This is a genomic window from Nocardia sp. NPDC058497, assembly GCF_042720195.1.
Lineage (GTDB): Bacteria > Actinomycetota > Actinomycetes > Mycobacteriales > Mycobacteriaceae > Nocardia.
In genome coordinates this window covers 1-16,395 of sequence record NZ_JBHXMY010000075.1, presented here as the reverse complement: position 1 = coordinate 16,395, position 16,395 = coordinate 1, and the positions used below count along the sequence as shown (strand labels likewise).

Genomic DNA, 16,395 nt, shown 5'->3' with positions numbered 1-16,395 from the left:
GTATCGATGATGGTGTGGATCGCGTGATGGTCTTCGTCGCCGATCAATCCGAGCGCGACGGTGTGCGCGAGATCGATCTGGGCTTCGTTCATCTCACGTCACCCCCAAACTTTTCTTCAGTCGTGTCAATCCGTCCCGAATCCGGGACTTAACGGTCGGTAATCCTATGCCGAGATGATGAGCTACCTCCGCGTAGGTCCGCCCGCCGTAGTAGGCGAGCGAAATCGCCTCACGTTGGGTCTCGGTCAGTGTCGAGAGCCCGCGCTGGACGGCTTGTTGTTCGAGTCTGCGTTCCACCTCCTCGGTGACCTCGTCGAATTCGTTGCCGAGAACCCTGATCCCGTACGCGACTTCGCGCTGGGAGTGGGCTTGCTCGGCACGAACCCGGTCGACCGCCCGCCGGTGCGCCAACGTCATCAGCCAGGTGACCGCCGACCCCTTGGTGGGGTCGAAACTCGTTGCGGTACGCCAGATCTGGAGATAGACCTCTTGCGTGGTCTCCTCCGCGTATCCCGGGTCGTGGAGGACCCGCAGGATCAGGCCGAAGACGCGCGCAGACGTCCGGTCGTACAGTTCGGCAAAGGCATGCTGGTCGGACAGGCCGCATCGTTCCAATAGTGCAGCTAGCTCGACTCCTTCGGCCGCGCGTGCGGTAACTGCAGAATCCACGCTCGGTGGGAAGGCTTCGCTTCGGAACCCATTCTGTGTCATCGGTCACGAATCTAGCCCGCGGCTATGACCTCCCTTCGCCCGGGGGTGCTTTGATCGCGTGCCAGCTATTTGCTAGAGATTCGGCACGCCACGCCGGGCGGATGGGATCGGATTTGCCGAGGTGGCTAGACGGCCATGCGGCGCCGGTTGCGGCGCGCGTGCATCTCGCGTTCGGTCTCCGACATCCCGCCCCAAATGCCATAGGGCTCACTGACCTTGAGCGCGTGGGTGCGGCACTGCATCAGCACCGGGCAGGCCCGGCAGATCTCCTTGGCGCGCATCTCGCGCGCGGTGCGGGCGCGGCCGCGCTCGCCGTCGGGATGGAAGAAGACCGCGGAGTCCTGGCCGCGGCACGAGCCACGCATCTGCCAATCCCAGACGTCGGCGTTCGGACCGGGGAGGTGGGTGGGCATGGGCATGGTGAACTCCTTGTGGTGCGAGCTCGTCAGCGTTGTCGAGCGAAGTTGGTGCGGCAGGTCTTCGCGCCACCTCGATCGGAGGTGGCCGGCTCGACGGTGCCTGACGGTGCCGTTGGATGGTCGCTGCAATTTCGCGCGGCGCCGACCCCGGCGATGAGCTACGTTAGGTGCAGGCGGGAAATTCCGTCAATAGTTCCGCGCATTGGTTCCGCAAATCTGCAACGCTGAAATTTAACCTGCGCACTGTTTACATTTCACACTCGTTCGGTCCATACTGTCCGGTTGGCTATGGATCGGTCGCCGCGCGGTGTCCGCGCCGGTCGGCATTTTCCCAGGTCGCGCCGCTCAGGGGCCGGTTCTGCCGGGTGACCCCAGCCCCGGCTGGGTGGTACGGATCACAACGGCCCTCGCGCGCGGCCTCGGCGGAGATGGCGGAAACAGGGCGCCGAGGTTAATTGCGCGAAACGCATGTGAATTCGAAACATTGCGGTAGTGGCGGCGGCGGGCGGAGATTTACCTGATGGCAACATCGGCCGCCGCGGCAAAAGCTGATCGGTAGCTGCCCTGGCGCGGTTGGGACATATCACGAGAACTGTGGGCGCGCGGTGGCGGCTACAGTCTCGTCGTGCAGAGAACGGCCTCACCCGCGGATATCGGTTCCGAAATACTCGTTTCGACAGCTTTCGGGCCCACGCCGGGACGAGCCGCTGCGGAGTTGCCGGAACCGGCCGACCCCGTGCGGCGGTGGTACCGCGCCGTCGCGCTCGGTGGTCAGGGCCGATACGCCGCCGCCAGGGCCGACCTGCGGGTACTCGCCGGAACCCGGATCGATCCGGCGCTGCGATCACGCGTCGAGAGCACCCGCGGATCGCTGCTGCGTCAGCTCGGTGGCCATGCCACCGCCGCGGCATGCGACGGCCGCGCGGTGACACTCGCGCTCGGCGCCATCGGAGCGGATCGCGCCGAGGCGCTGGCCGACGCCTTCACCGGCCTGGCCGCCGACGCGCTCGGCACCGGCAGACTCGCCCTGGCTCGCAGGCTGCTCGGCCGGGTGGAACCGCTGCTGGCCGAAGCCCCGGCCCGGTGCGAGGTGCGGTGGCACTGGGTGCGCGCGGAGACCGCGCTCGCCGGCGGCGAGGCCGCGCCCGCGTTGCGCGACGCCGAGATCGCGGTCGAGCTCGCCGCCGCGCTGCCGTCCGTGCGGCACCGGGTGAAGTCGGCTCTGCTCGTCGCCGCGGCGACCGCAGCCACCGGCGACACGAACCGCTCGGCGGAACTGGCTCGCGCGGTCGATACCGACTGCCGCGAGCATGCTTTGCTGCCCCTGCGATGGGCCACCGCGATGCTGCGCGCCGGGGTCTGTGAGCAGGCGGAAGCCCGGGCCGCCGCGGACGAAGCCGCAGATCACGCGGCCCGAATCCGCACGTGGGGCGGGGATTTCACGCTGCCTGCTTCGTGACCCGGTCCCGATGATCTTCCTGAGAGGTCTCATAGAAGGGGCCAGGCCCGCTGGCGAGTGACAAACGGGTCGCTATTGTTAGTTCCGTTCCGCCGCTTCGGTGGAAGCTCGGTCACACCAGACCGCGCCACTCGTAACGCCAGGAAAATCTCTGACGATGACGCATATGGGCGAAGAGTTGGACCTCGCCGTCGCTGCGGCTGCGCAGGGCGACAGGACCGCTTTAGCTCAGGTACTGGAACTGATCCGGCCGTTGGTAGTCCGCTACTGCCGAGCTCGGATCGGAGCCGCGGAGCGCGGACAGCTCTCCGCGGATGATGTTGCGCAAGAGGTCTGTCTGGCTGTGATGACCGCCCTGCCCCGATATCAGGATCAGGGTCGGCCCTTCATGGCCTTCGTATACGGGATCGCTTCGCACAAGGTCGCCGACGCCCATCGCAACGCCGCCCGTCACAAGGCGGAGGCGATGGCCGAAGTACCAGATGTCATATCCACCGACCAGGGACCGGAGCAGCGAGCTCTCGACTCGGAGACGAGCAGGCAGATGAACACTCTGCTGGCCACGCTCCCCGAGAAACATCGGGAAATCCTGATCCTGCGCTTGGTCATGGGTCTGTCAGCAGAAGAGACCGCAGTCGCCGTGGGCAGCACGGCGGGGGCGATACGGGTGGCCCAGCACAGGGCACTCGCGAAACTGAAGTCACAAGTGGCGAGGGCAGGTGAAATGTATGGCTAGGGATGGCGAGCGCGGTCGAGGCGACCGGAAGGTTTGGCGTGGGTCGCACGACAGCGGTCCCTACGCCGCCGAGGATGCCGGTGATTCCGGTCCGGTCGACATTGCGGCGGTGCGCAGCGACGATGCGCTGATCGACGCGATCGCGAGCGACGGCCCGGTGCGTACCGACAGCCCCGAGGAATTCCAGCTGGCGTCGTTACTCGCGGATTGGCGGGCCGATCTCCTGGCCGAGCCGATGCCCGCGGGCCCTGATCTGGACACCGTGTTCGCGGCGGTCAATCAGGAGATCGGCGCGCGGCAGGTTCGGGTCGGAGCTTCCTCGCGCGGACGTCTACGGCTGGTACGCCCCATTCTCGGCGCGGCTGCGGCACTGGCCGTTGTCTTCGGCGGTATCACGGCGTTCTCCTACAGCGCTGCCCCCGGCGATCCGCTGTGGCGGGTCAAGGAGGTCGTGTTCAGCGAGCAGGCCCAGTCGACCGTCGTCGCCCGTGTGGACGACGATCTGGTCGCCGCGCAGAAACTTCTCGAAGGCGGCGACCCGGAGCAGGCGCGGGTGATGCTGGAACAGGCTTCGGCCACCGCGACCCAGGTTGACGACCAGGGCAAGCGGGAAGATCTGGTCGCCCGCTGGAACCTGCTGCGGGACGAGCTGGCCAAGCGGGCCCCCGAGATCGCCGCACAGCTGCCGCCGTCGACACCGGCCTCGCCTGCCGAGACCAAGCCGGGTTCGACCTCGCCGGCCTCGCCGTCGCCCAGCCCGGGCACCACCGCTCCGGTGGCACCGGGCCCCGGTACGGGTACCACCGATCCGTCGTCCGAGCCGCCGGTGATCATGCAGTCGCCCGGTCCGGAGACCAAGCCGGTCGTCCCGCCGGAGACCATCGAACCGACGGTTCCGCCCGTGACCACCGTGCCGACCACACCGCCGGCGGGGACGGTCGAGCCGACCACACCGCAGACCACCATCGTCGTACCACCGCCGGTCACCATCGTGCCGACGGTGGTCCCGACGTCGCTTCAGTCACCGCCGACGGTTCCGCCGACGCAGCAGACCCCGCCGGCCATGACGATCCTGCCCGCACCGCCCGCGGTGCCGTCCTCCTGATCGTTTCCACGACGAGGGCCCCGTACCTCAGGTGCGGGGCCATCGTCGTTGTGTCCGGAGCCGGGCGCCATCGTCCCCCGCGCACGCGTGACCGGTGCGGGGGAGCGGGCCTGGCGGGGCAGCTCAGTTGTCGAAGCCGTCGAATCCGTCGCCGTGGAACGCCTCGTTCATCGATGCGTCCGCGTAGCCGCGGCAGTAGTCCCAGGTGACGTACGCCTCGGGCGTCGGGTCGTAGGCGGGCTCGTGCGGACGGACGGTGCCGTCGACGAGTAGCTGGAGCAGGTTCGCCCGCAGCATGTCCCAGTCGTGGTAGTGATCTTGCCGACAGTCCTCGCAGCTGACGACGAGCCCGCGGATGCCGCGATGGGCAAGCAGGGCTTCGTACACCGCGAGGTCGGCGAGATCTTCCTCGACCGCGAGGCGCTCATGAGGATCCAGCGGCTCACCGGGCTCGATGGCATCGAGCGCGGCAGACGGGTCGGAGGGGTCTCCGGCGAAGGGATCCGGCGGCAGGCCAGGTGGTAGATGGTCACGCACATCCCCACGGTACGCAGTACTTGGTGGTCTGCGCCAGCGATGCACCGGGCAAGTTTGCCGCGGGGCTCACTTCACAGGCGTGTTCGCCCGCCGGATACCATGGAATGCAGGCGTCGGCGAGCTTGTTCTCACCGACCATCAATCTTTTCCGCTCAGCACCGTCGCATCGCAGCTTTCGGCGTACGTTGCTACCGACGACCAGGAGGGGTCGATCCGAATGAGTAATCCCGTGTCGGGCGAACGAATCGCGGTGCGCCCTCCTACGGGTGGCGACGATCCGACCAAGATCGCCATGCTCGGCCTCACGTTCGACGACGTGCTGTTGCTGCCTGCCGCCTCGGATCTCATCCCCAGTTCCGTCGAGACCTCGAGCAGGCTCACCAGGGAGATCACCCTGCGCACCCCGCTGGTGAGTTCGGCCATGGACACCGTCACCGAGGCGCGCATGGCCATCGCCATGGCGCGTGCGGGCGGCATGGGCGTGCTGCACCGCAACCTGTCGGCCGCCGATCAGGCCGCCCAGGTGGAGACGGTGAAGCGCTCGGAGGCGGGCATGGTGACCGACCCGGTCACCTGTCGTCCCACCGACACCCTCGCCGAGGTCGACGCGATGTGTGCCCGGTTCCGCATCTCGGGCCTGCCCGTGGTGGACGAGACCGGCGCGCTGGTCGGCATCATCACCAACCGGGACATGCGCTTCGAGGTCGATCAGGAGCGCCGCGTCGACGAGGTGATGACCGTCGCGCCGCTGATCACCGCCCAGGAGGGCGTCACCGCCGAGGCCGCGCTGGGTCTGCTCCGCCGCCACAAGATCGAGAAGCTGCCGATCGTCGACGGCAACGGCCGCCTGCGCGGCCTGATCACGGTCAAGGACTTCGTCAAGACCGATCAGTACCCCAACGCCACCAAGGACCGCGACGGCCGCCTGCTGGTCGGCGCCGCGATCGGTGTCGGCCAGGACTCCTGGTCGCGCGCGATGACGCTGGCCGACGCCCAGGTCGACGTGCTGATCGTCGACACCGCGCACGGCCACCAGTCGCAGGTGCTGCAGATGGTGTCCAAGGTCAAGGCCGAGGTGGGCGACCGCATCCAGATCGTCGGCGGCAATGTCGCGACCCGCGCGGGCGCCGCCGCGCTCGTCGAGGCGGGCGTGGACGCTGTCAAGGTGGGTGTCGGTCCCGGCTCCATCTGCACCACCCGCGTGGTCGCCGGTGTCGGCGCGCCGCAGATCACCGCGATCCTCGAGGCCGTCGCCGCGTGCAAGGCCGCCGGGGTTCCGGTGATCGCCGACGGTGGCGTGCAGTACTCCGGTGACGTCGCCAAGGCCATCGCCGCGGGCGCGTCCACCGTGATGCTCGGCTCGCTGCTCGCCGGCACCGCCGAGGCCCCCGGTGACCTGATCCTGGTCAACGGCAAGCAGTTCAAGAGCTACCGCGGCATGGGCTCCCTGGGCGCCATGCAGGGTCGCGGCCAGGCCAAGTCGTACTCCAAGGACCGCTACTTCCAGGACGACGTGCTCGCCGAGGACAAGCTGGTCCCCGAGGGCATCGAGGGTCGCGTCCCGTTCCGCGGCCCGGTCAACCAGGTGATCCACCAGCTCGTCGGCGGCCTGCGCGCGGCGATGGGATACACCGGTTCGCAGAACATCGAGCACCTGCAGAATGCTCAGTTCGTGCAGATCACCGCGGCGGGTCTCAAGGAGAGCCACCCGCACGACATCACCATGACCGTCGAGGCCCCGAACTACACCGGGCGCGGCTGAGTACAATAGATGCGTTTGTGGGGCCGGCGGGGGGGCGCCCGCCCCCCACCCCAAACGCCAACCGACGAGTGCCCGGGCCCGCCCCCCCCCCCCCCACCCCCCCCCACCCCCCCCCCACCCGGGCCCCCCCCCCACCGCGCCCCCCCGCGTTTCGTGCGGCGTACCGTCATCGACATGGCCGTTCCCGAAGAGCAGCTGCCCTCGTTCCACGCCGACGCCGCCGGTGTCGCGGACGATCTCCTGGTCACCCTGCTCGACCTGCAGGCCGAGCTGCCCGGTGTCGTCCGGATGCGGCACTGGGTGCTGGACGCCCTCGCGCCGCGGCCGGGGGAGTCCGCCCTCGACATCGGATCCGGCACCGGCTCGGAGGTGCTCGCCTTCGCCGAACGGGTGGGGCCGCACGGCCGCGCGGTCGGCGTCGACCCGAATCCGGCCATGCTGGCGGTGGCCAGGGAACGCGCGAGCGGCACCGCCGCCGAATATCTCGAAGGCACCGCCTACGAGCTGCCGCTCCCGAACGATTCCGTCGACCTGGTTCGCTGCGAACGGGTCTTCCAGCACCTCGACGACCCGGCCGCCGCGACCGCCGACATCGCCCGTGTGCTGCGCCCCGGCGGCCGCGTCGCCCTCGTCGACAGCGACTGGTACACCGCGATCCTGCATCCCGGTGACCGCGACGTCGTCGCCGCACTCTCCGATCTGATGCGTGCAGGCACCCCCAACCCCGGCTCCGGCAGGCTGCTGCGCGGGTTGCTGGTGAACGCGGGTTTCGTCATCGACGACCAGGCCTCACAGGCGGTGATCTGGGACGTGGACAGCACGACGCAGCTGGTCGGCCAGATGGTGGCCGCCGGTCGCGCCGCCGCGGTGATCACCGAGGAACAAGCCGCCGACCTGACCGCCGCGGTGGCCGACGGCATCGCGACCGGGGACTACCACCTGTCGGTCACCATGTTCGCGGTGCTGGCCCACCGGCCCTGAGCGCCATCAGCGCACCAGCAGGGCGACCGGGAGCCGGGAGAACAGCTTGTCGATCCGGACGCTGCCCGCGAAGGTGACACCGGTCAGCCGGTCGATCCAATTGCCTTCCGGCAGTTGCAGTGTCGTATCGAGCCAGCCGGTCGCGGCGAGGCCGACGGAATGCCTGGTCGCCGCGACGATCACCTCGGGCGCCTCGCCCGCCGGTCCGCGACCATAGGCGACCAGCCGCTGCGCGTGCTCCCCGACGGCATACAGCGGCAGATAGATCCCGCCTACGAAGCACTCCGGCCGCTCCCTGCGCAACCACAGCGCATAGGCGACCACCCACATCTTCGCCGCCCCCGTGGTGTCCAATGTCGGTGGCTCGGTGAGGGATTGGAGCAACCCGGCGCGAACCGCGAAATTGACCGGCCGCCGGTTGTCCGGGTCGACGAGGGAGTCCTCCCACAGCTCGGTGCCCTGGTAGATGTCCGGGATGCCGGGACCACACAGCTGCAACAGCTTCTGCGCCACCGCATCCGACCAGGCATGCGGTGCGAGCTCGTGCGCAAGATCGCCGATACCGGTACCGACCGGACCGTCGATCACCGCGTCCAGCCAGCCGTGCACCGCCGCCTCGAACTGCGCGTCCGGCTCCTCCCACGACGTCTTGACACCCGCCTCGCGAATCGACTTCTCCGCGAAAAGATGCAGCCGATCACGCAGCCCCGGCACCGACGACGCGGGCCGCCCGTCGGCGGGCCACACCCCGAACATGTTCTGCAGCAGGAACAATGCCGTCGCACCGTCCGGCGCCGACGTCGTCTCCAACCAGCCGCGCACCCGCTGCGACCAGATGTCAGCCACCTGCGACAGCACCCCGATCCGGGCGCGCACGTCCTCGCCGCGCTTGGTGTCGTGGGTCGACAGCGTCGTCATTGTCGCGGGCCAGCGCTGCGAGCGTTCGCTGTTGGACAGGTGGAAGTCGTTGACGGAGTGGCCGAATCGCGCCGGATTGCCGCCCACCTCCTGCAGCGACACCAGCCGCGCACCCTGGTAGAACATGGTGTCCTCGACCGACTTGGCGGTGATCGCGCCACACACCTGGGAGAACCGGGTCGCCGCCTCACCACCCTTGGCCAGTGCGGTCACCAGCACCGACAGCGGCGCGGTGAGCTCGGCATTGCGCTTCTCCACCTCGGCGACCACGGCCGCGGTGATCCCGGCCAGCGGCGCGTAGTCCACCCGGTACACCGGCATGAACGCCAGCACCTCGATGGTCGCGTTGCTCACCGCGAGCGTGTCGAAACTGCCCGCGTTCCCGTCGCGTTTGATCGCGGCGACCAGCCGCCGGATCTCCGGCGCGAGAATGGTTTCCGCCACCGCGCGCTTGATCCGGTGCTCGGTCTCGCCGAACCAGGCCCGGTCGCTTCCGTGCCCGGCGACGTGCTGGGACAGCTCGGTCATCGTCGCCTCGCCCGCCGGGTCGATCAGCACTCCGCCGAGGTCGGCGAGCGCGTCGTACCCGGTGGTGCCGTCGACCGGCAGCGTCGCGTCGAGAGGTTCGCGGTTGGCGAGGATCTTCTCCACCAGCAGCAGCCGCTGCGGGCCGATCAGCCTGCGCAGCCGGGTCAGGTACGCGCTGGGGTGCGACAGGCCGTCCGGATGGTCGACCCGTACCCCATCGATCAGGTCGTGTTCACACCAGGCGGCGAGCTCGCGGTGGGTCGCCTCGAAGACCTCGGGGTCCTCCTGGCGGATCGCGGCCAGGCTGTTCACCGCGAAGAACCGCCGGTAGGTGCACACGCCTGCCTTCCAGCTCACCAGCCGGTAGTGCTGGCGATCATGAATGCGCAGCGCGTTGTCACCGTCGGTGCCCGGCGCGATCGGGAACCGCAGATCGTGCAGCGCCAGCATCGGTTCCGGCCCCGAGCGGTCGACGGTCAGCGCGGCCGGATCGTTCTCGCTCTGCAGCACCGGCAGCGCCAACCGGCCGCCCGCGCCGTTGCCGGGACTCCAGTCGATGTCGAAATACCTGGCGTACTTGGACTTCTGGCCGTTGCGCAGCACGTCCCACCACCACGGGTTCTGCCGCGGATCGGCGACACCGACATGGTTGGGCACCAGGTCGACGATCAAACCCATTCCGCGACTGCGCACTTCGTCCGACAGCGCCTTCAGGCCGGTCGGGCCGCCCAATGCCGCCGACACCGTGGTGGGGTCGGTGACGTCGTAGCCGTGCGTCGAGCCGTGCGTCGCGGTGAGGATCGGCGACAGATACAGATGCGAGATTCCCAGCTGCTGCAGATATTCGGCGATGGCACGGGCATCGGCGAAGGTGAGCGCGTCGGGCCGCAGTTGCAGCCGGTAGGTGCTGCGCACCGTGCTCGGCCGGATGGGCGCGCGATGCAGCAGGGTCAGCGGATCGGTCACGTAGGTCTCGGTCATCGTTTCGGCTAGGTGGTTCGGCGCAGGACGAGCAGGCAGCGGCTGGGGACGGGGAGCGACGCGGCCGCGGGATATACCGCGTCGGCCGCGCCGGTGGGGGTCGAACAATCCAGGGCCGGCGTCCATTCGGCACCAAACTCCGGTCCTGGCAGCACGAATTCGAGCGCTTCGTGGTGCGCATTGAAGCACAGCAGAAACGAGTCGTCGCTGATGCGTTCGCCCCGCGGGCCCGGTTCGGGAATGCCGTCACCGTCGAGGAGCACGGCCAGGGACTTGCCGAAGCCGCTGTGCCAGTCGTCGGTGGTCATCTCGGCGCCGCCGGGCGTGAACCACGCGATCTCGCGTTTGCGGTCCTGTCCGTCACCGGGTCCGGCGGCCAGGAAGCGGCGGCGCCGGAAGATGGGGTGCGCGGTGCGCAGGGCGATCGCCGTGCGGGTGAACTCGAGCAGGTCGGCGTTGGTTCGCGCCAGCGACCAGTCCATCCACGCCAGCGGCGAATCCTGGCAGTACACATTGTTGTTACCGAGCTGGGTGCGGCCGATCTCGTCGCCGTGGGCCAGCATCGGTGTGCCCTGACTCAGGATCAGGGTGGCCAGCAGATTGCGTTGCTGACGGGCCCGCAGTTCCAGGATCGCGGGATCGTCGGTGGGGCCCTCCACGCCGCAGTTCCACGACCGGTTGTAGTTCTCCCCGTCGCGGTTGCCCTCGCCGTTGGCGTCGTTGTGTTTCTCGTTGTAGGACACCAGATCCCGCAGCGTGAACCCGTCGTGCGCGGTGACGAAGTTGATGCTCGCGCTGGGGCGTCGGCCGGTCGACTCGTACAGGTCCGACGAGCCCGTCAGCCGGTAGGCGAACTCGCCCAGCGTCGCCGGTTCACCGCGCCAGTAGTCGCGCACCGTGTCGCGGTACTTGCCGTTCCATTCGGTCCACAGGCTCGGGAAGTTGCCGACCTGATAGCCGCCCTCGCCGACATCCCACGGTTCGGCGATCAGTTTGACCTGGCTCACGATCGGGTCCTGGTGCACCAGGTCGAAGAACGCGGAAAGCCGGTCCACGTCGTGCAATTCGCGCGCCAGCGTCGCGGCGAGGTCGAACCGGAAGCCGTCGACGCGCATGTCCAGGATCCAGTAGCGCAGCGAGTCCATGATCAGCTGCAGTGTGTGCGGATGCCGCGCATTGAGACTGTTACCGGTGCCGGTGTAGTCCTTGTAGAGCTCCGGGTCGGTCTCGTCGAGCCGGTAGTAGGCGGCATTGTCGATCCCGCGCAGACTCAGCGTGGGTCCGAGGTGGTTGCCCTCGCCGGTGTGGTTGTAGACCACGTCGAGGATCACCTCGATGCCCTCGGCGTGCATCGCGCGCACCATCGCCTTGAACTCGGTGACCGCGGCATCGCCACGCGGGCGGGCCGAGTACTGGTTGTGCGGGGCGAGATAGCCGATGCTGTTGTAGCCCCAGTAGTTTCGCAGGCCCTGATCGGTCAGCACGTGATCGTGGAAGAACTGGTGCACCGGCATGAGCTCGATCGCGGTGACGCCCAGGCTCTTCAGATGCCCGATGATCGCCGGATGCGCCAGCCCCGCGTAGGTGCCGCGCAGTTCCTCGGGGATGTCGGGATGCGTCATCGTCATGCCCTTGACGTGCGCCTCGTAGATCACCGTCTCGTGATACGGCCGCTTCGGTGGCCGGTCGGCGCCCCAGTCGAAGAACGGGTTGATCACCACCCCGGTCATGGTGTGGCCCAGCGAATCCAGCCCGTAGGTGTATAGCGACGGATCGTTGACGAACTGTCCGTCGAACGCCTTCCCGTACGGATCCAGTAGCAATTTGCTCGGATCACAGCGCAAGCCGAGCTCCGGCTCGTAGGGGCCGTGGATGCGGAAGCCGTACCGCTGACCCGGCGTGACCGCGGGCAGATAGGCGTGCCAGACATACCCGTCGACCTCGTCGAGATTCACCCTGGTCTCGGAGCCGTCCTTGGCGATCAGGCACAGTTCGACCTTGGTCGCGACCTCGGAGAACACCGAGAAGTTCGTGCCCGCGCCGTCGTAGGTGGCGCCCAGCGGATAGGCGGTGCCGGGCCAGACGCCGAGTGGGGTCACCTCACCGGATCGGTCGTGCGGGCTCGACATGCTACGACAGTAGAGGAATCCGGTCCCCGGCCGCGCGGATGCGCGGTGGGTGCTTCGTCATGCCTCGACAGCGGGCATCGGTCCGCCCGAGGCCCCGAGCAGCCGCCGGGCGTAGCCGGTGCGCCTGGCCAGCGCGGCCAGGCCGCCGAAGATCAGCCGCTGCAGCGGCACGGGCGGACCGGCCAGGTAGCCGTCCTGGTACTCCCAGAGCAGGCCGAGGGCGAGCGGATTGCGCGGCAGTTTGCTCGCCGTCGTTCGGTTGGTGTTGTCGAGACCGCTCCAGAACTCGAACATCTCCCAGTGCCGTTTCGGCGGGCGGATCACGTGATCCATGACCGTGTCTTCGGCTTCATTCCAGAACTCGTGCACGGCGCGCGGCGGCGCGGTCACGGTGTCGCCCGGTCCGGCGACGATCTCGGTGCCATCGATCCGGAACCGGATCCGGCCGGTGCGAATCGTCCAGGTCTCGCTGATCTCGGGATGCCAGTGCGGGCTTTATGTCAATGGATCGACCGCTTACATTGCTGAAACTGCTGGTCCAGGCGACCGATGCGTACGAGCGTGAGCTGAACGACCGGCTGCGCGCCCGGCTCGGGACCGACTTGCGGCCCGCGCACTACGCCGTGTTCCGGCACCTGGAACCGGGTGGCTCCCGGGTGACCGCGCTCGCCGAGGCCGCGGGGATGACCCAGCAGTCGATGGGCGAACTCGTCACGCACCTCGAGCGGTGCGGCTATGTGGAGCGCCGCCCCGAGCCCGCGGACCGGCGGGCGCGTCTGATCGTCGCGACCGCGGCGGGCGGCGAGGCTCTCGCCCTGGCAGGCGAGCACATTCGCCGGATCGAGGAGGCGATCGCGGCCGAACTCGGCGGGGCCACGCTCGGTGACGTTCGTACCGCGCTGGGGCGCATTCCCGGAGTCATCGCCGATCAGCACGTCGGCCGCGAACGGTAGGTGATAACTTGAACGGTGTTCAAGGCCGTCGCTCCGGCGGCACCGGGCGACGACGAGGAAACCTGTGGACCTGACTCCCGAGCAGATCACCGCCCTCGATGCCGAACACGTCTGGCATCCCTACGGCGGCTTCCCCGCGACCACCAAACCGCTGGTCGTCGCGAGCGCGGCGGGCACCAGGCTCACCCTCGCCGACGGCCGTGAGCTCGTCGACGGGATGAGCTCCTGGTGGGCGGCCGTGCACGGCTACCGGCACCCGGTCCTCGACGCCGCGCTGCTCGCGCAGTCGCAGCGGATGAGTCACGTGATGTTCGGCGGGCTCACCCACGAACCGGCCACCCGGCTGGCCCAGCTGCTCGTCGAGCTCACGCCCGCCGGGCTGGACAAGGTGTTCCTCTGCGATTCCGGCTCGGTCTCGGTCGAGGTCGCGGCGAAGATGTGCCTGCAGTACTGGCGCGGCGTCGGCAAGCCGGGCAAGCACCGGCTGCTGACCTGGCGCGGCGGCTACCACGGCGACACCTTCACCCCGATGAGCGTGTGCGACCCCGACGGTGGCATGCACACGCTGTGGACCGACGTCCTCACCGAGCAGGTCTTCGTTCCCACGCCCCCGGTGAGCTTCGAACCCGACTACGTCGCCGAGCTCGATCGCTCGATCGCCGCCCATCGCGACGAGCTGGCCGCCGTGATCGTCGAACCGGTCGTCCAGGGCGCGGGCGGGATGCGCTGGCACGATCCGCGCTATCTCACCGAACTGCGCCGGATCTGCGACGAGAACGACGTCCTGCTCGTCTTCGACGAGATCGCCACCGGATTCGGCCGCACCGGCGCGCTGTTCGCCGCCGACCACGCCGGGGTCGCGCCCGACGTGATGTGCGTCGGCAAGGCGCTGACCGGCGGCTATCTCACCCTGGCCGCCACGCTGTGCACCGCGCGGATCGCCGAGACGATCAGCGCGGCGCACGGCGGTCTGATGCACGGGCCCACCTTCATGGGCAATCCGCTGGCGTGCGCCGTCGCGGTGGCCTCGATCGACCTGCTGCGCTCGCGGGACTGGCGCGGCGAGGTCGCCCGGATCGAATCCGAGCTGCGGCTGGGCCTGGAACCGATCGCCGGGCTGCCGGGCGTCGCCGACGTGCGGGTGCTCGGCGCGATCGGCGTCGTCGAGCTCGCCGAACCGGTTGACATGCGCGCGGCCACCGACGCCGCCGTCGACGCGGGCGCCTGGCTGCGCCCGTTCCGCAATCTCGTCTACACGATGCCGCCCTTCATCAGCACCACCGAAGACATCGCCACCATCACCGGCGCCGTGCGCGCCGCGGTCAAGGCCTCGCTCGGATGACACTCCTGAACGGCGTTCAAGTAAGCTCCTCAGCTGTGACTACGGATCCGTTGAGCTGGTTGGACAAGCGCGCGGCCGAGCGGGTCGACGCCGGGCTGCGCAGACAGTTGCGCGTGCGCGCCGCCGAGTCGCCCGCGATCGACCTGGCCTCCAACGACTACCTCGGACTGGTCCGCCATCCCGAGGTCGTCGAGGGCGCGATCGCCGCCGTGCGCCGCTGGGGCGCCGGGTCCACCGGTTCCCGCCTGGTCACCGGAACGACCGCAGAACACGCGCAGCTCGAAGCCGAACTGGCCGAATTCGTCGGCGCCGAAACGGGATTGGTCTTCGCCTCCGGCTACGCGGCGAACCTGGGCGCGGTGACCGCACTCGCCGGACGCGGCACCCTCGTCGTCTCCGATGCGGGCAGCCACGCCTCCCTGGTCGACGCGTGCCGGCTCTCGCGGGCCAGGGTCGAGATCGCTCCGCACCGTGATGTCGCGGCCGTGGAACGCCTGCTCGCGGAGCGTTCCGAGGAACGCGCGCTGGTCCTCACCGATTCGGTGTTCAGCGCCGACGGCGATCTGGCCCCGCTCGCCGACCTGCACCGGGTGAGCCGGGCCAACGGCGCTGTCCTCATCGTCGACGAGGCGCACGGGCTCGGTGTGCGCGGCGCGGGTGGACGCGGTCTGGTCCACGAGATGGGCCTGGCCGGTGAACCGGACCTCGTCATCACCGCCACCCTGTCCAAGGCGTTCGCCGCCCAGGGCGGGGTCGTCCTCGCCGACGCGCGCATCCGCGCCCATCTGATCGACGCCGCCCGCACCTTCATCTTCGACACCGGCCTGGCTCCCGCCGCGGTCGGCGCGGCCCGCGCCGCGCTCGGTCTCCTGCGCCGCGACCCCGCGATGGCCTCGCGGGTGCTCGACCGGGCGGCCGATATCGCGCGGATCGCCGGGGTGCCCGAACCGGACTCCGCGGTCGTCTCCGTCGTGCTCGGCGAAGCCCAGCTCGCCTTCGACGCCGCCCAGGCCTGCCGGGCACGCGGCCTCGACGTCGGCTGCTTCCGCCCGCCGTCGGTCCCCGAAGGCACCTCCCGCCTGCGGCTGACCGCCCGCGCGAACCTCACGCCCACCGAACTCGACGTCATCGCCGACGTTCTCGGCGAGGTGCTCGCCGAGGCCCGCGGCAAGGAAGTGGTGCGGGCATGAGCCTCCTGCTGATCAGCGGCACGTCGACAGATGTCGGCAAGACCGTCGTCACCGCGGCCGTGGCCGCCGCCGCCCAGGCCACGGGCCGGGCGGTCGCGGTGTGCAAGCCCGCCCAGACCGGCATCGCCCCCGGCGAACCCGGTGACCTCGCCGAGGTCACCCGCCTGTCCGGCGTCACCCGCACCGTCGAACTCGCCCGCTACCCGGAACCGCTCGCCCCCGACACCGCCGCCCGGCGCGCGGGCATGCCCCTGCTGTCCCTCGACGAGACCGTCGCCGCGGTCGACGCGTTGCGCGACGCCGACCTGATCCTGGTCGAAGGCGCGGGCGGGCTACTCGTCCGGATGGGGGAGTTCACGCTGCTCGACCTCGCGCAGAAGCTCGGCGCGCCGGTTCTCGTCGTGGCCGCCGCCCGACTCGGCACCCTCAACCACAGCGAACTCACCACCCGCACCCTGGCAGCGGCCGGCGTGCCCTGCGCCGGACTGGTCATCGGTTCCTGGCCGACGGCCCCCGACCTCGCCTCGCTCTGCAATCGAGACGACCTGCCCCGGGTCACCGAGACCCGGCTGCTCGGCGCGGTCCCCGCCGGAGCGGGGCAGTGGGACCGCGACCGCTTCACCGCCGCGGCCCCGAGCTGGTTC

14 protein-coding genes and 1 pseudogene are annotated in these 16,395 nt (G+C 69.3%); 9 read left to right on the top strand and 6 right to left on the bottom strand.

Annotated features, from left to right (window positions below):
* Positions 1-93: 93 nt before the first annotated feature.
* On the bottom strand, positions 94-711 hold the full coding sequence (locus tag ACFWPJ_RS08200; RefSeq protein WP_378848734.1) for a sigma-70 family RNA polymerase sigma factor: 618 nt from the start codon (positions 709-711) through the stop codon (positions 94-96).
* Between the two features lie 125 nt (positions 712-836).
* Positions 837-1,130: a WhiB family transcriptional regulator gene (locus ACFWPJ_RS08195; RefSeq protein ID WP_022567299.1), complete on the bottom strand. Its 294-nt coding sequence runs from the start codon at positions 1,128-1,130 to the stop codon at positions 837-839.
* A 625-nt stretch (positions 1,131-1,755) separates the two neighbouring features.
* Between ACFWPJ_RS08195 and ACFWPJ_RS08190 the strand changes: the two genes are divergently transcribed.
* The 3 genes from ACFWPJ_RS08190 (at position 1,756) to ACFWPJ_RS08180 (ending at position 4,430) form a co-directional block, all read left to right on the top strand.
* Positions 1,756-2,589, top strand: a complete 834-nt coding sequence (locus tag ACFWPJ_RS08190) for a hypothetical protein (RefSeq protein ID WP_378848731.1) — start codon at positions 1,756-1,758, stop codon at positions 2,587-2,589.
* A 157-nt stretch (positions 2,590-2,746) separates the two neighbouring features.
* Positions 2,747-3,325, top strand: a complete 579-nt coding sequence (locus tag ACFWPJ_RS08185; protein WP_378848729.1) for a sigma-70 family RNA polymerase sigma factor — start codon at positions 2,747-2,749, stop codon at positions 3,323-3,325.
* Positions 3,318-4,430 (top strand): anti-sigma-D factor RsdA, encoded by a 1,113-nt coding sequence (locus ACFWPJ_RS08180; protein ID WP_378848728.1) that lies wholly within the window; start codon positions 3,318-3,320, stop codon positions 4,428-4,430. The genes ACFWPJ_RS08185 and ACFWPJ_RS08180 overlap by 8 nt, the downstream gene beginning before the upstream one ends.
* A 123-nt stretch (positions 4,431-4,553) precedes the next feature.
* Here ACFWPJ_RS08180 and ACFWPJ_RS08175 read toward each other — a convergent pair whose 3' ends face one another.
* The gene (locus tag ACFWPJ_RS08175) at positions 4,554-4,967 is read right to left on the bottom strand and encodes a DUF5319 domain-containing protein (protein WP_022567296.1); all 414 of its coding nucleotides are present in this window, start codon (positions 4,965-4,967) and stop codon (positions 4,554-4,556) included.
* Positions 4,968-5,184: 217 nt separating this feature from the next.
* Between ACFWPJ_RS08175 and guaB the strand changes: the two genes are divergently transcribed.
* Both guaB and ACFWPJ_RS08165 read left to right on the top strand, forming a co-directional pair.
* Positions 5,185-6,729: an IMP dehydrogenase gene (gene guaB, locus ACFWPJ_RS08170; RefSeq protein WP_378848725.1), complete on the top strand. Its 1,545-nt coding sequence runs from the start codon at positions 5,185-5,187 to the stop codon at positions 6,727-6,729.
* 174 nt (positions 6,730-6,903) lie between these two features.
* The gene (locus ACFWPJ_RS08165) at positions 6,904-7,710 is read left to right on the top strand and encodes a methyltransferase domain-containing protein (protein ID WP_378848723.1); all 807 of its coding nucleotides are present in this window, start codon (positions 6,904-6,906) and stop codon (positions 7,708-7,710) included.
* 6 nt (positions 7,711-7,716) lie between these two features.
* Here the strand turns inward: ACFWPJ_RS08165 and treY are convergent, their stop codons facing one another.
* The 3 genes and pseudogenes from treY to ACFWPJ_RS08150 form a co-directional block, all read right to left on the bottom strand.
* Entirely contained in the window at positions 7,717-10,137 is a 2,421-nt protein-coding gene (treY, locus tag ACFWPJ_RS08160) for a malto-oligosyltrehalose synthase (protein WP_378848720.1), read from the bottom strand.
* A gap of 8 nt (positions 10,138-10,145) precedes the next feature.
* The gene (gene glgX, locus ACFWPJ_RS08155; RefSeq protein ID WP_378848717.1) at positions 10,146-12,266 is read right to left on the bottom strand and encodes a glycogen debranching protein GlgX; all 2,121 of its coding nucleotides are present in this window, start codon (positions 12,264-12,266) and stop codon (positions 10,146-10,148) included.
* Between the two features lie 57 nt (positions 12,267-12,323).
* Positions 12,324-12,746 (bottom strand): annotated as a pseudogene (locus ACFWPJ_RS08150) (cupin domain-containing protein); the annotation flags it as partial.
* Positions 12,747-12,769: 23 nt separating this feature from the next.
* Between ACFWPJ_RS08150 and ACFWPJ_RS08145 the strand changes: the two are divergent.
* The 4 genes from ACFWPJ_RS08145 to bioD all read left to right on the top strand — a co-directional run.
* Positions 12,770-13,219, top strand: coding sequence for a MarR family winged helix-turn-helix transcriptional regulator (locus tag ACFWPJ_RS08145; protein WP_378848714.1), 450 nt, complete (start codon positions 12,770-12,772; stop codon positions 13,217-13,219).
* Between the two features lie 64 nt (positions 13,220-13,283).
* Positions 13,284-14,561, top strand: a complete 1,278-nt coding sequence (locus tag ACFWPJ_RS08140) for an adenosylmethionine--8-amino-7-oxononanoate transaminase (RefSeq protein ID WP_378848711.1) — start codon at positions 13,284-13,286, stop codon at positions 14,559-14,561.
* Between the two features lie 35 nt (positions 14,562-14,596).
* A complete protein-coding gene (locus ACFWPJ_RS08135; RefSeq protein ID WP_378848709.1) occupies positions 14,597-15,751 on the top strand; it encodes an 8-amino-7-oxononanoate synthase in 1,155 nt (384 codons plus the stop codon).
* On the top strand, positions 15,748-16,395 hold a 648-nt coding region (bioD, locus tag ACFWPJ_RS08130; RefSeq protein ID WP_378848706.1), incomplete at its 3' end, for a dethiobiotin synthase. The genes ACFWPJ_RS08135 and bioD, both read left to right, overlap by 4 nt.